13 protein-coding genes are annotated in these 14194 nt (G+C 49.5%); 4 read left to right on the forward strand and 9 right to left on the reverse strand.

Annotated elements, in window-relative coordinates; translation table 11 throughout:
• From K331_RS0114990 to pdxR, 3 genes are all read right to left on the reverse strand, one after another.
• On the reverse strand, positions 1–203 hold a 203-nt coding region (locus K331_RS0114990), incomplete at its 3' end, for an HTH domain-containing protein (RefSeq protein ID WP_028591041.1).
• A 593-nt stretch (positions 204–796) separates the two neighbouring features.
• Positions 797–1582: an AraC family transcriptional regulator gene (locus K331_RS0115000; protein WP_028590942.1), complete on the reverse strand. Its 786-nt coding sequence runs from the start codon at positions 1580–1582 to the stop codon at positions 797–799.
• A 6-nt stretch (positions 1583–1588) separates the two neighbouring features.
• Positions 1589–3175: a MocR-like pyridoxine biosynthesis transcription factor PdxR gene (gene pdxR, locus K331_RS0115005; RefSeq protein WP_036635014.1), complete on the reverse strand. Its 1587-nt coding sequence runs from the start codon at positions 3173–3175 to the stop codon at positions 1589–1591.
• 135 nt (positions 3176–3310) lie between these two features.
• Here pdxR and K331_RS0115010 point away from each other — a divergent pair, with 135 nt between their 5' ends.
• Complete coding sequence (locus K331_RS0115010) at positions 3311–3928, forward strand: pyridoxamine 5'-phosphate oxidase family protein (protein ID WP_028590944.1); 618 nt, start codon at positions 3311–3313, stop codon at positions 3926–3928.
• A 146-nt stretch (positions 3929–4074) separates the two neighbouring features.
• The gene (locus K331_RS0115015; RefSeq protein WP_028590945.1) at positions 4075–5367 is read left to right on the forward strand and encodes an aminotransferase class I/II-fold pyridoxal phosphate-dependent enzyme; all 1293 of its coding nucleotides are present in this window, start codon (positions 4075–4077) and stop codon (positions 5365–5367) included.
• Between the two features lie 399 nt (positions 5368–5766).
• Here K331_RS0115015 and K331_RS0115020 read toward each other — a convergent pair whose 3' ends face one another.
• The 6 genes from K331_RS0115020 to K331_RS0115045 form a co-directional block, all read right to left on the reverse strand.
• A complete protein-coding gene (locus K331_RS0115020) occupies positions 5767–6546 on the reverse strand; it encodes a hypothetical protein (RefSeq protein ID WP_028590946.1) in 780 nt (259 codons plus the stop codon).
• A 174-nt stretch (positions 6547–6720) separates the two neighbouring features.
• Positions 6721–7935 carry an ABC transporter permease gene (locus tag K331_RS0115025; protein WP_028590947.1) on the reverse strand — a complete coding sequence of 405 codons (1215 nt, stop codon included), beginning with the start codon at positions 7933–7935 and terminating at the stop codon, positions 6721–6723.
• A 3-nt stretch (positions 7936–7938) separates the two neighbouring features.
• Positions 7939–8691 carry an ABC transporter ATP-binding protein gene (locus K331_RS0115030; RefSeq protein ID WP_028590948.1) on the reverse strand — a complete coding sequence of 251 codons (753 nt, stop codon included), beginning with the start codon at positions 8689–8691 and terminating at the stop codon, positions 7939–7941.
• A 71-nt stretch (positions 8692–8762) separates the two neighbouring features.
• Positions 8763–10283, reverse strand: a complete 1521-nt coding sequence (locus K331_RS0115035) for a DEAD/DEAH box helicase (protein ID WP_028590949.1) — start codon at positions 10281–10283, stop codon at positions 8763–8765.
• Between the two features lie 230 nt (positions 10284–10513).
• On the reverse strand, positions 10514–11293 hold the full coding sequence (locus K331_RS0115040) for an SDR family NAD(P)-dependent oxidoreductase (RefSeq protein WP_028590950.1): 780 nt from the start codon (positions 11291–11293) through the stop codon (positions 10514–10516).
• A 78-nt stretch (positions 11294–11371) separates the two neighbouring features.
• Positions 11372–11827 carry a chemotaxis protein CheX gene (locus tag K331_RS0115045; protein WP_018885560.1) on the reverse strand — a complete coding sequence of 152 codons (456 nt, stop codon included), beginning with the start codon at positions 11825–11827 and terminating at the stop codon, positions 11372–11374.
• A gap of 592 nt (positions 11828–12419) precedes the next feature.
• Between K331_RS0115045 and K331_RS0115050 the strand changes: the two genes are divergently transcribed.
• Together K331_RS0115050 and K331_RS0115055 are read left to right on the forward strand one after the other, a co-directional pair.
• A complete protein-coding gene (locus tag K331_RS0115050) occupies positions 12420–13322 on the forward strand; it encodes a LysR family transcriptional regulator (protein WP_018885561.1) in 903 nt (300 codons plus the stop codon).
• Positions 13323–13340: 18 nt separating this feature from the next.
• The gene (locus tag K331_RS0115055) at positions 13341–14150 is read left to right on the forward strand and encodes a histidinol-phosphatase (RefSeq protein ID WP_028590951.1); all 810 of its coding nucleotides are present in this window, start codon (positions 13341–13343) and stop codon (positions 14148–14150) included.
• Positions 14151–14194 lie beyond the last annotated feature (44 nt).

Here is a 14194-nt window from a genome sequence, read left to right on the forward strand (position 1 = left end):
ATAATTCTGGTTGTACCCAAAACGTCCAAGTCAAAGCCGGCCCCCTGAAAAATCTCACTTGGAAACTTACCTTGATTGTATTCTTGAATAAATCGTTCTTTAAACGCATCCGTATATGTAATGGCTTTGGCACTGACATTTTTCACATAGGGATTTGTTCTTAATTGCGTTTGTTCTTGAGTGGAAAATAATTTTTTAGACATTCGATTCGACCACCGCTCGTTTTAATTGATTGACACAAAAAACACCCTACAAGATGACCTTTTTTAAAGTGTCCATCTTATAGGGTACAGTTTACTCCTGTACTCGACCTTTTTGTACGTCTGGCATTGCGACAATACGTGTTACCCAATACTGTATGTATGACATGCCCCTTCGGGCTGTCGTATGCATAACGTGTTCGATTAGCGTCTCATTGTGTGCGCCTTACGCAGATCAGAACCATACACTTTGTGGCTCTGCTACCCTAATTCTGCGCTGCCGAAAACGAGACTTCACCAGCCCGGAGCCGTTGCCTCTGCGTGTCAGCATTCTGCGTCGTCTGTTCATATCCGATGTCTCCCTTCTCTATGTATCCCAGACCTTGCCGGGTGCTCTTAGAGAGGATTACCCAGCAGCTCCTGACTTGAAACGACGAGCAAGAAGTGAAGCTCCCTGCTAGATGGGCGCGTTCAATTCGGATGATCCAGCAGCCAAATAGTCCTTTGAGGCAGTCAAATGTACGTGTAGAGCTGCTGTGAGTGGAAAGCTCCGTCAACCACGGTTCAACCCGCTGTTTTTTGAATGAAGATCATGGTTAACGTATCTCCGATGGGCTTTTCCCCGTATATTGCTTGAACTGTCGGCTGAAGAAAAAGATGTCCCTGTAGCCTAGCGCCTCCGCTACTTCCGTAACATTCATACCTGCATGCAGGAGCAGATGCTGCGCACGCTCAATTCGCATACGGATGATATGAGCTTGCACCGATATCCCGGTCATCTCTTTGAACTTGATGGAGAAGTATCTCGGAGACAATCCGACCCGGGCTGCCAGCTCCTCCACGCGATGCTGCATACCTGGATGCTGACGAACAAAGTTGGCGATCTCATAGATCCCTTCCTCCAGATGATGGCTGACGGTACGGACTACCTTCTCCTGCCGATCTGCCCGCAGCAGATGAATTAGCAATTGCTGCAGCAAGAGCCGCCCTTCCTCAATAGCGCCATAGGCTTGCTCCAAAGACAGTCGTACATACCTGGACAACATATGCTCGAAGTCCACTGTCTCCTCCAGCACCCGATAACGCTCAGGCACAAGCTCGGGGGAAGCCTCGACATCAAAATGAATATACGTAAGAACAAGTGGGCGCTGCGGATTGTGCACGGCACTTGTATAATCTCCAGGCCTGAACAGGAAGCAGCTGCCGGCTCCCACCTCATAATTGTCCTGATTGACCGTAACCGTGCCTTCCCCACTCCATACATAGAACAGATCGTAATTAGGCATCGGCTTCTCACGCGGCTGCCATCTCCAGCCTGGTTCACATACGATTTTGGCAAAAGCCGGGAGCAGCACAAGCTGCGATGGTTGCATATGAAGCACTTCTTTCTACCTCCTGTCCAAATCCTGTTGTTCGCTTTGCTTCTGCAAATCCAGCACATCCTGCCATGCCAGTTGCATACGCCGGGCCCCTTCCTCCAGCTGCTGTTCATCCAGATGCGAGAAGCCGAAGCTCACCGCTGGAACCGAGGGGGACAAGCTATAGTCCTTCATGTCCCTCATCCAGACACCACGCGCAGCTGCAGCTCGCCTGAACACCTCGTAGCTCGCCGGGTCCTGCCGCCAGCGTCCGAAGACATGTAGCCCTGCATCTGTTGGCTCCAGGTCAAATAATGAATCTGTATAATACTTCATCCATGTAGTGAAGACGGAATATCGCACCTCATATAAGCGTGTAAGACGACGCAGATGGCGAGCATAGCTACCTCTCGTCATGAAATAAGCCATAGCCCGCTGCTCCAGCTGTCCAGAAGGGATCGGATCATACAGCTGCTTGGCCGATAGCAAGGGTTCCACTAGTGAGGGAGGTACTACAGCGAAGCCTACACGGAAATCCTCCGGCATCGTCTTGGAGAAGGACCCTACATAGATCACGCGTTCCTCTGTGTCCAGTGCCTTTAAGGGCTCGATCGGCCTGCCTCCCCAGCGGAATTCGCTGTCGTAGTCATCCTCCACAATGACGGCCCCCGTTCGCGAAGCCCAGCTTAACAGCTCTCTTCTGCGCTGCAGACTTAGCACCGCTCCAGTCGGAAATTGGCGGGCTGGTGTCACGAATAGCAGCCGGGCCTTCCAGTCGTCCGGGATGATCCCTTCCCCGTCGAGCTCTGCGGCTACAATCCGCCCATCACAGACCTCGACTGCTCTGCGAATTCCCGGATAGCAAAGCTGCTCCAGCACCACCTCATCCTGCCCCTGTATAAGCAGCTGCGTCAGCAGTGCAATACCGTGCATTGAGCCATTGAACAAAATAATTCGCTCTGCCAATGTACGGATACCTCGTGTCAGACGCAGGTGGGCAGCGATAGCTTCCCGCAATTCTAGACTTCCTTTCGCATCAGCCACCCCTCTATTCACTGCGTTAGCCGCTGCAGCTGCTGAAAGCGACCTTCGCCATTCTGCTTCAGGAAAATGGTCCTCTGGCATGCGGCGCGGCACAAAGCTGATGTCGCTCGGGCTCGGAGCATCCGCAGTGCCTGGCGTGTGTATGGCAGCCCCAAAGAAATACTGTGACGCCTTTGTCTCAGGTAAACGGTTAGACGACGAAATGGAAGAGCACAGCCTACCTTCATCCTGCTGACGATGGGGCTGCTCCGTACCCATGACTCGTCTGGCCCATGGAGAAAGGAGGATCGGCGCTTCCTCTGTCGGACTGGAGACGGAGCCCGCTGCAAAGGCTACGTAGGTACCGCTTCCGATCTCGGTATGCACATAGCCATCCGCCTGTAGCATTTCGTAAGCCTCGGCTACCGAACCACGCGAAAGTCCATAATGCTTGGCCATCCAACGCGAAGACGGCAGACGCATACCCTCCTCCAATCTCCCCTCCCAAATAGCATCCTTGAGCGCATGGTAAAGCGCAGCATATTTATATCGATACCGCTCTACATAAGATTCCAGCGGCAGCATAAAGTCCATGATCTTCATCTCCATAAGAGTGGCCTATACAAATTACTTTAAAGTGGATCTATTTTCATGTCAATTTTCGTTTTATGCTAGTTACATATCTCGAACCGGCCGGCTAGAGCATACGATGAAGGAGGCTATTTGAGCATGCGAAGAAAAGAATTCAGCGTACAAGAGGAGCAGGATATTCAGGAATTTCTGAATTATATGACGTTTGGCTTTCTGGGAACCGTGACCCAAGAGGGAGAGCCACGCGTGACTCCACTTAATTTTGTGTATGAGAACGGGATTATTTATTTTCATGGTAGCTACGCCGGAGAGAAAATGAAGAATATAAAGGCTCATGCTCAGGTCAGCTTCACCGTGGCTGAGGAATATTCGCTCATCCCCTCATACTACACAGATGCGGAGCTTGCCTGCCCAGCAACCGCGTATTTTAAAAGTGTCACCCTACTCGGACATGCGGAGGCTGTCACGGATCTGGATGAGAAGGCAGCCGTACTCGGCGCATTCATGCGCAAGCTCCAGCCAGAGGGCGGATATGCCCCTATCCAGGCCAATGATGAACGCTACCGTGTTGCACTCAAGGGCGTGTCCGTCACCCGGATCGTGCCTTCCTCGCTGACAGCCAAGTTCAAATTTGGGCAAAACCTGAGTGCAGGGGCTCGGAATGAGATGACTGAAAGACTGGAGGAACGTGCTCAAGGTAAGGACATTCAGACTGCGGAACTCATGCGCAAATATTGTCCCTTCCATTCTTCTTGATTTTCCCTGTGACGATGCGCTTTTTCGGGTGACTGTGCCGCGGTGAAATGCTATAATGTATGGCAATTAGTAATTAGAACTAGATGGTGCCATGCTGCCCTGCGGTACAGGGTCATGCATTTCCATCGACTGGAAGGATGAACCGAATGAATTCATTGGCTGAGCAATTGAATCACACGCTTCACACCGAGCAAGTGCATGTATACGAAATGCTCTCCACCCTCGGCAAAGAAATCTACTTTCCGAAGGAAGGTATTCTGAGTCAATCTGCCGAAGCAGGGAAGCTGGCCCAAAAATACAATGCCACCATTGGTATCGCTACTGAAGAAGGCGGCCCAATGCACCTGAGTGTCATTCAGGAGAAGCTGTCAGCTTTCCAACCGAAGGATCTGTATCCTTATGCCCCTCCTGCGGGCAAGCCTGAGCTGCGTACAGCTTGGCGTAGCAAAATGCTGGTGGAGAACCCATCCTTACAACATAAATCCTTCGGCAATCCCATCGTGACGAATGCATTGACCCACGGTCTCAGTATCGTGGCTGATCTGTTCGCTGACGAAGGCGATGCTGTCATTTATCCAGACAAGAACTGGGAGAACTACGAGCTGACCTTCGGTGTCCGTCGTCATGCTCGGCTCGTCAATTATCCGCTGTTCACAGAGGACATGCGCTTCAACAGTCAAGGCTTGCGCGAAGCGCTCATGGCTCAGAAGGAGCAAGGTAAAGCGATCGTGCTGCTCAACTTCCCGAACAATCCGACTGGCTACACCCCAGGGCTTGAGGAAGGTAACGAGATTGTTGCGGCCATCCGCGATGCTGCTGAAGCCGGGATCAACGTTGTAGTCGTTACCGACGATGCCTACTTTGGACTCTTCTTTGAGGAATCTTTGCAGGAATCTCTTTTTGGCAAACTTGCAAATATCCACCCACGGGTGCTGGCTGTCAAAATTGACGGTGCCACCAAGGAAGAGTATGTATGGGGCTTCCGCGTCGGCTTCATCACCTATGCTTCTGACAGCAGCGAGGTCCTCTCCGCTCTGGAGCAAAAGACACTGGGGATCATTCGTGCCACGATCTCCAGTGGTCCACACCCGTCCCAGACCTTCGTACTGGATGCGCTGCAGTCACCGGAATTCGAAGCCCAAAAGGCTGAGAAATTCGCAGTGATGAAGGGCCGGGCGAACAAGGTCAAGGCATTGCTGGACACAGGCAAGTATGATGATGCATGGGAATACTATCCGTTCAACTCCGGCTACTTCATGTGTCTGAAGCTGAAGAAGGTGCATGCTGAGGAATTGCGTACACACCTGCTGCAGCAATATGGCGTAGGCACCATCGCTCTCGGTGAGCATGATCTGCGTATTGCTTTCTCCTGTATTGCAGAGGAATATCTGGAGGACTTGTACAACCTCGTGTACCAGGCCTATCAGGATTTGGCGTAGATTAGAAATCAGAAGAGGGCGACCACGCGTATGTACGCTGTGATCGCCCTTGTTTTTGCTCTGTTTATACAAGATATATTAAAGTCTAGAAGGAATTAATCCATAAAATAAAAGTCGTCCTCTATTTCCCCATCAAAGTTAAATAACACTCTGTGTAGTCCTATATTTTTACCACGGTACCTTATCGGGATAGATACAGCTACATGATTATAGTTGAAATGCGGATAATTTGAATATATTATGGACAATGATTGGATTTTCATTTCTAAGAAAGCAGTTGAATAATCAGGAAAATCCCCCACAAATTCTTACGGATATTTTTTCTATAACTTTTCCCTTGATTCAGTTCTCTCCTGACAAGTGAGGTACTTACTGGAATATTGGCTCAATCCACCCCTTCTATTTAAAAGTACCATCCTGTAACTCACTAAGACTAATCTCGAACTCCGCATGGTCTCCAATCGCATGGGGTACTCCAAAGGAGATGCCCAATGAGTCATTCGTAATATATGTGTAGATACCTAATTCGTTCTGCTCGCTAAACTCATCAGAATGTTCCAAATAGGAAATTAACTCATGATTAGTATAACTATTAAAATAATCCTTAGCTTCTGATTCAACTTCTAAATCTGGATCATATGTTACATATTTTGCTTTTCTCAGCAGTTCCAAAAAAGTATCGTTTATAATTAACAAGTCTGTAATTCCGATCCTCTTCTCAGTGATTAAATCAACATTAGTTGTAAAAGAAATATTAACAGGGTAAGCGCCAGTTGTAGTGTAACTAGTACCCAGGTATTGAATACTCAGCAATTCTTTTCCGATGCGACGTGGAGTGAAGTCCAGTTGAATTTCCATGTCTGGATTATCCTCTACATAACTTTCCAAGGCTCTCAAAACATCATTTTTCAGTATTTTGTTTATTCTATTTTGTTTTTCTGAATCTTCTAAATGAACAAGCACAGGGTATAGACTCTTTACATTACCGTGAGTATAAATTGCCTTCTGGAAGTATTGTTTATTCTCACTTTGGTCAACGCTTTCTTTCTTAGTCTCTACATCCTTAAAATCTCTTGATAAGTTAGTAGATGTTTCGTTCTCGCTAGTCGGCAATCCATTGTTACTTATTCCACAAGAAGTCAGGATACACACGAAGATGATCATCATACACAATTTCATAAACAAACTCCCTACCTAATCTATTGTGTGTCTGTTCAGTAAACCCACTGTAGAATTGTTCATGGTACTTCCAAAATAAAACAAGGGAGCCTGACTTCGGCTCCCTCTCACTTTATAAATTCTATATTTACCTCGCTATCCCAACTCCCAACTAACCTCGTCAGACAAGCTCTGCTACTCATCCTCTTCCGCCTTGGCCCAGCGTCTGGCTTGAGAGGCTCTCATCAACAGCAGCACAACTCCACCGCCAGCCAAGGTCAATACGCTCATCCCCAATCGCTCCATTCCCCCGCTAAGCAAAGGGAGCCAGAGCAAGATGACGATTGGCACGATCATGCGTGTGATGAAGCCAAGGAAAGCCTGCTTGCGCTGCTCCGACGTAATCGGATATAGCTGTAGCCACAGGGATTCCTGATGACTGCGTCGCAGGGAGGTGATCTGAAGGCCAATGAGCAACAGAAATAGCAGATACAGCAGACTGCCAAGCCATCCAGATGCCGTAAAGCCAACGAGCAAGAGACCAAGCACCAATAGGCGGATGACAATCCCCGCAGGCTCGGTGCGAATAAAGGTCTTGGTTAACAGATAACGATAAGCATTGGTTCGGTTCCAGCCCATCCCGGCTCCTAGCCAGGAGAGCCAACTGCGTGATGTAATCTGCTGTCCCAATGCGGGCACATCTACGAACCAGCTTAACACACGCATCAGCCTGCCGCCGTTGCTCTTCTCTTGAGCGATCAACAGCTCCCATGACACCGGATGCTTGATGGGAAGTCTCAACAGGATCAGATACAGCACAGCAATGAGCACAATGAATGGAAGGCTCCGCAACGGCGGATACCACCACCAGGCTCCCAGAATAAGCACGACAAGCACCCATCTACCTACTGCAAACACCCTTCGCAGCGATGGAGAGACTATTCTCAGCTCCTGCCATCCGCCATAGCCTGATAAGCCCTTGACCAACAGGAGCAGGACGACTGACAAAATCAGTGCTCTCGGCTCCACCTCACTGCGCACGTACAATGGCCATAGGATCATCAATAACAACAGCATGCCTACTGCCTTGTAGGTGACTCCTCTTGTATGTACACTCCGAAAATAAACCTGCATTCGATGCTCTTGCGGACGCAGGAAGACGATATCCGCATCTGTCAGATAGGTCCGGTAGCTGCTATAGGCAACTGGAATCAGCACGAGCAGCATGATCCAACGGATGGGCAGATCCGCCGGAACGTTCTGCAGCAGCGAGGTGTACCATGCTGCGAATGCAATCATGATAAAGGCAAACACAGCAGCAAGTCCACTCTGCAGCACATAACCAAGATAAGGCAGGACCTGCTTCCAGAACGACGCTCTTCTGTCTTGCAGAAGCTTGTTCAAGTCCATGGCTTAGTCCCTGTCCTGTACTAGAGAATAGAATACTTCCTCCAGCGGGACGCCCGGTTTCCCTGCCTGTGCCCTAACCTCATCCAAAGTGCCCTTGGCAATGATGGAGCCATGATGCAGCACCACGAACCGATCACAATAATTCTCAATGGTAGACAGAATATGTGAGCTAAGCAGAATGGACGAGCCTGAATTCCGAATCTCTAGCATGAAATCCAGCAAGGAGCGTATCCCTAAAGGATCTAATCCCAGAAAAGGCTCATCAATAATATACAGCGGCGGCCTTGCCAAAAAGGCGCACATAATCATCACCTTCTGGCGCATCCCCTTGGACAAATGGATCGACAGACTGCTGCTCTTCTCCTTCATCCGGAACAAATCCAACAGCATCGCTGATCTCGTACGAAAATCCTCCTCACTCACACCATAAGCACGAGCTGTGAACTCCAGATGCTCCATCACTGTAAGCTCTGGATATAACTCAGGTGCCTCCGGGACAAAAGCGATTCCAGCCTGATATTGCTCTGGCTGCTGTTCTCTGGTCGAGCCCTGTACCCGAATTACTCCGCTATGCGGCGTCATGAGTCCCAGAATATGCTTCATGGTCGTGCTCTTGCCTGCTCCGTTCAGGCCGATCAGACCGATCATCTCCCCGGGACGTACCTCCAGTGAGATATCGTGCAGTACAGGACGCTTGGCGCTGTAGCCGCCCGTCAGTCCGCTAATCTCCAATACAGGCTTCTGTTCCTGTTGCATGGCTTCCCCTCTTTTCCGTTCCGGGCGCGCCGCGACACATGACTCTCGGCAGCGCCTGCGTATTGATCTATTTATTCACGGGTTGATTCATCTGAGCGGGATGCTTTTTCCTTGAGCCACTTCGGTGCTCCTTTATTCTTGCGATCCCGATCCCGATCTCGCTGACTCTTCAGCGGACTGCGACCAGATGTGTTGGCACTTCTCCCTGCACGTTCTGATCGCTCAGAGGACGGAGCTGTACGACTGGTGCTATTACGACCGCTATTCGTGGTGCTGGTGGTCTTACCGCTATTACCGCTATTACTTCCGTTACTGGTGTTGCTGCTGTTGCTCCTGATACTGCTACTACGTTTGCTGCTATCCTGCTTGTGGCTATCTTGCTTATTGCCATTACTCATATTGTGACTGGCGCTGCCCGTTCTGGCATGTCGTGGGGCGGAGTAGGCCTTCTGCTCATCCAGACTGAGCACCTTGCCGTCCTGAAGCACACGCTGCTGAATGCTCTCCCCGATCTCCCGTGAGAATTTGCGCATAATGAATTCTTCGCGCTCGGTAACAATGGAGACCACCGTTCCCTTTTTACCCATCCGACCTGTGCGGCCTGCCCGGTGCACATAGTGCTCGGCATCGGTAGCCGGGTCATAGTGAATGACCATGTCCAGCCCCTCGACATCCAGCCCGCGAGCCGCCACATCGGAAGCGATCAGCAGCTTCAGCTTGTCATTGCGGAATTGCGACATAACGCGAGCCCGCGTGACTTTATCTGCATCCCCGTAGAGAGCCGCAGCGCTTAAGCCCACATAGTTCATCTTCGCTTCGACTTCGCCTAGATCATCCGTGACGTTAACAAAGACAATGGCCTTGCGCGGGTTATATTGCCTTACGATCCGGCGAAGCATATCCGCCTTGTCACGCTCCTCGCACACAAAATAAAGATGCTGGAGCCCTTCTGCCGTCACTCGGCTCGGATCAATACCTACCTCGGCTGGCTCTCTCATCTCCTGACGGGCCAGTCCCCGAATCTCATCATTCAGCGTAGCAGACAGGAAGACCAGCTGCCGGTCCCGAAGAGCGCTCTTCAGAATATTGCGTACCTCGCCAGAGTCTCCGAGCTTGAACATCTGATCCACTTCATCCACGACGACTGTAGATACCTTGTGCATCTTCAGCTTGCGCAATGCAAGCAGCTCCCGCACCCGTCCAGGGGTACCGACTACCAAGGCTGGATGCTCACGCAGCTTGTCGATCTGTCGCTTGACTGCCGCTCCGCCGATCAGACCAAGCACCCCAATGCCCAGACTCTCACCGTAACGCTGCGCCTCACGGACGATCTGCATGGCAAGCTCCTGACTAGGAGCCAGCACCAGCTTCTGGGTACTCTTCTCAGCAGGATTAATAGATTGAAGGAGTGGTAGCAAGTATGCCAAAGTCTTCCCTGTACCCGTCTGTGATCTGGCGAGCACATCCCGTCCCTCCAGAATCAGCGGGATGGCCTCCTGTTGCACTGGCGATGGCTGCGTAATGCCATGCTCTGCAAGCTTGTCCGTAAGTGATTGTTGTATATTCAATGCTGTAAAATTCAATTCTGCCAAGATCGTCCAACCCCTATACATATTTTCACCGTTGTTCATCAACAGCTTTCCTGAAGTTCAGTCTTACATCCTAGCTGCACTATTTGCAGGTGAAAGCTCTGATTCATCATCATCTTCCATTATATGCGAAAAGAGCTTCCTGACCAAATTACGTTCTTTATAGGTCCAGGAAGCCTACATGCAGACAGTCCTTCACACGCAAAAAAACCGGCTGTCAGTACACAGCCAGTCTATTTCTGATTCATAATCCCATGGGTAAGCCGATCGGCCAGCCTGGGAAATAGCTGATACAGCCGGATAGCCGCGGAGGCCAGTCTCGGCAAGTTGACTTCTTCCTTACGCTTCTCCATCGCACGTACAATCTGTTCTGCGACCTGCTCCGGCTTGAGCATCATCCATCTGACGTTGCTGACATATCTTCCATTGGGATCGGCGATATCGAAGAAGGGCGTGTCTATCGGTCCAGGATTAATCGTTGTTACAGTGATCCCCGTCCCACGTATCTCCTGACGCAATGCATTGCTGAATCCAAGCAAAGCATGCTTCGTGGCCGTATACGAAGTGGATTTGGCTGTCCCGATCTTTCCTGCCATAGAGGCGACATTGACGATTTGACCGTCCCTCCGTGCAAGCATCGCTGGCAATACAGCCTGAATGCACCGCACCGCTCCCATATAATTCACGTCCATCATACGTCCATATTCCTCAATGGGCATATCCGTGATCGCCTCAAATTTTCCATATCCTGCATTATTGAGCACAATATCTACCGCTCCGAACTCTTGCTGAATACGGGCCGCGGTCTGGGCGACCTCTTCATCACTTGTGACGTCCATGCTCATCCACTGGTGTCGGCCTTGCAGACGAGTGGAAATCTCTTGTAGCTTCTCTGCTGATCGGGCCGTCAGAACGGGAATGGCACCTCGCTGCTCAAGCAGCTCCGCACACATGGCTCCTATGCCGCTGGATGCTCCTGTAATCCATACAACCTTGTCCTTCAGCCTATTCATGATCGGTGCTCCTTTGACCTATCAGCATCCTGCATCGTCCATACAACATGTCTGATTAGAAGAATGATATCTTCTATATTAGGAGATCATCACCTGAATATCCAGTTCACCGATTCCATCCATGACAAGAGGTATGCACAGCGCACGCTGTGGACTGATGTTGAGACTTGAGGAATTCACAACCTGCGGAGGAGTAATGTCTACTGCGACCCCTTGATTGGACAGAATCGTGCTTGCGTTACCGCTAATCATGTTACCCAGCTCGGAGATGGCACTTTTGCTCATTTCATCCATTTCTGTAATCACAAAGCCACCCATCATCGCTGACACGATCTTGAGGGCCACCTGCTCCTGAATACCGAACATCACATTACCACTCAATTGGCCGGTCATCCCGATCATGATCCAGATATGCCCGTCAATCACCTCGATGTCCTTGATACCGAGGGCTCCTGTCGAGGGAGAAATTTGAATCAACTGCTCAATGACATTACGAGCCGATTCCAGAAAAGGATTAATTACTTCCGCCTTCACGTTACCTTACACCCCTTCGCTTATGGGTTTTTAGTCACACAACAAAAGTCCCATTTATCATTATTTGTATTATACTGTAAGATCAAAAACAATTCATTATAAATTAAAATAACACGTCACTTCTTCCTTATCGTCAAAAGGAAAGCCATTTTTTATAGCAAAAAGTACAATTTATACGAACTTTGTCCTATACGAAAATTTCACCAGTGATATTGGTAGCCTGTACCAAATTTATTTCTAAAGGACTTTAGTCTTATGTGTTTTTTCGGGTAAATGAATGAGGGCATATAGCTTTCTCACATACTATTCACATACTAAAACGGTACGAGTGCTACATAAATGAAAAAACGGTAAGAGACAGGGGCATTGGGGGAAATAGTTCACTTATCTAATGATTTTCCGCTTATTTAATGAAGGAACACAACAATATGTGAGGAACCCGTACAGTGATTCCAGCTTGCACATACAAAAAAATAGCTGCTTTTATCACGTTCCGACGCCTCTCTCATTGCCCTAGCGCCTGGATTCACCTATAATTTAGGGATAGAAAAAAGAATTCCGGCAGTGTGAACAACAGATTAGGAGGGATTCCATGAATATCAGCCAATTGGAGACCCTGCTTACCATCTCCAAAACCATGAGCTTTCGCAAGGCGGGAGAGCTGCTAAATCTGACTCAGCCTGCGGTATCCGCCCAGATCAAGAGCCTGGAGGATGAGTTCAAGACCGTGCTCGTCGATCGGAACCAGCCGGTGACCCTAACGGACCCGGGAAAGGTATTTTTAGAGCATGCCGAACGAATTCTGGATGTCGTGGAGGAGCTACGCCAGAAGCTAACCGATCTGAAAGAGGTACCTCAAGGTCAGATCATTATGGGTACAACCACATCCATAGCCATTCAGATTTTACCGCGAGTACTCTCCTACTTTCAGGACCAATTCCCTCTGATCAAGACCTCCATTCAATCGATGCCCTCATCAGCCATTTATCAGCAGGTGGAGAGTGGACTGATTGATGTAGGAATCGGGTATTTGATTGAGCGCAATCCGAACCTCAGTACTTCGATTTTGTATTACGATACCTTCGAGCTTGTTGTCTCGCCCCATCACCCCTTGGCATCCAGGCCACAGGCGACGATGGAAGCTTTGCGCGAGATTCCCCTGATTCTCTTGTCACCTGATACGGTAGGACGCCGCTTCGTTGATGATGTATTTAAGAAATTCAATATTGAGCCTCATGTAGTCATGGAGTTGTCCAGCAGTGAAGAGGTGAAGCGGATGGTTGAGATTAATCTTGGAGCTGCCATCATTTCCAAGCAATCCGTAACAGCCGAGATGCGTGCCGGGACGCTCAAGCTAATCCCTGTTCGTGAGCTGGAGGTTAGTCATCCTGTAGGAGTCATCTATAAATCCACCCGTTATCTGAACTCTGCCATGCAACAATTTTTAAGCGACCTGAAGGGAATGCCGGAGACGCATTTTATCAGCTCCGAGTGACAAGGAGGAACAGACAACATGAAGTTTGACCTGCATACTCACCATTTCCGCTGCGGACATGCAGACGGCAACATAAGGGACTACATAGAAGCTGGCATAGCAGCAGGATTACAGGTGATCGGTATATCTGATCATTCCCCCTACTTGGGCAGTGACAAGGATCAGGCATTCCCACAAATCTACATGGCGAAGTCACAGCTAAGTGGCTACGTTGAAGAGGTTCTGAAGCTGCAGCGCGAATATGCAGGACGAATTGATGTGCTGCTCGGTCTGGAGACGGACTATTTTCCGGAGCACTTCGAATTGTATCGGACGACGCTCGCTGCATATCCATTTGATTACCTGATTGGCTCTGTACATCATGTGGAAGGTGTCAGCATTTTCAATGAGCGCCGCTGGAAGGGTCTTCGCACGGAGAAGCAGCAGGAGATCAAGAGCACCTATTACCGAATGATCAAGGATTCTGCACGGAGTGGTATGTTCCAGATTCTAGGGCATATTGACGCCATGAAGGGCAACTATCCTGCATTCTCGGATATCGAAGCCAAAGCAGCTATAGACGATACCCTGCAGACGATTGCTTCCTGCGGCATAGCCATTGAGATTAATACCTCCGGGAAGACCAAGCGAGTCGGTGGATGGTATCCGTCGAATAGCATTTTGGAGCGTGCTCATCATTATGGAGTCGAGGTCACCTTTGGTTCGGACGCTCATGTACCATCCCGTGTCGGTGATGACTGGGAGGAAGTGCGCAGCCTGCTGAAGGAGATTGGCTATACATCCTGGGTGTATTACAAGCAACAGCAGAAGGTGACGGTTCCACTATAAGCTAGCTCAAGCAATCTCTCATTAGAAATGGATCTGATCGTCAC

Origin of the sequence: Paenibacillus massiliensis subsp. panacisoli DSM 21345, assembly GCF_000426545.1 — a bacterium.
Lineage (GTDB): Bacteria > Bacillota > Bacilli > Paenibacillales > Paenibacillaceae > Paenibacillus > Paenibacillus panacisoli.

Bases quoted from the DNA above. Each gene is read 5' to 3' on its own strand.
- pdxR (WP_036635014.1), bottom strand. From the start codon at position 3,175: ATGGACTTTATGCTGCCGCTGGAATCTTATGTAGAGCGGTATCGATAT.
- K331_RS0115010 (WP_028590944.1), top strand. From the start codon at position 3,311: ATGCGAAGAAAAGAATTCAGCGTACAAGAGGAGCAGGATATTCAGGAA.
- K331_RS0115015 (WP_028590945.1), top strand. From the start codon at position 4,075: ATGAATTCATTGGCTGAGCAATTGAATCACACGCTTCACACCGAGCAA.
- K331_RS0115020 (WP_028590946.1), bottom strand. From the start codon at position 6,546: ATGAAATTGTGTATGATGATCATCTTCGTGTGTATCCTGACTTCTTGT.
- K331_RS0115040 (WP_028590950.1), bottom strand. From the start codon at position 11,293: ATGAATAGGCTGAAGGACAAGGTTGTATGGATTACAGGAGCATCCAGC.
- K331_RS0115030 (WP_028590948.1), bottom strand. From the start codon at position 8,691: ATGCAACAGGAACAGAAGCCTGTATTGGAGATTAGCGGACTGACGGGC.
- K331_RS0115055 (WP_028590951.1), top strand. From the start codon at position 13,341: ATGAAGTTTGACCTGCATACTCACCATTTCCGCTGCGGACATGCAGAC.
- K331_RS0115025 (WP_028590947.1), bottom strand. From the start codon at position 7,935: ATGGACTTGAACAAGCTTCTGCAAGACAGAAGAGCGTCGTTCTGGAAG.
- K331_RS0115050 (WP_018885561.1), top strand. From the start codon at position 12,420: ATGAATATCAGCCAATTGGAGACCCTGCTTACCATCTCCAAAACCATG.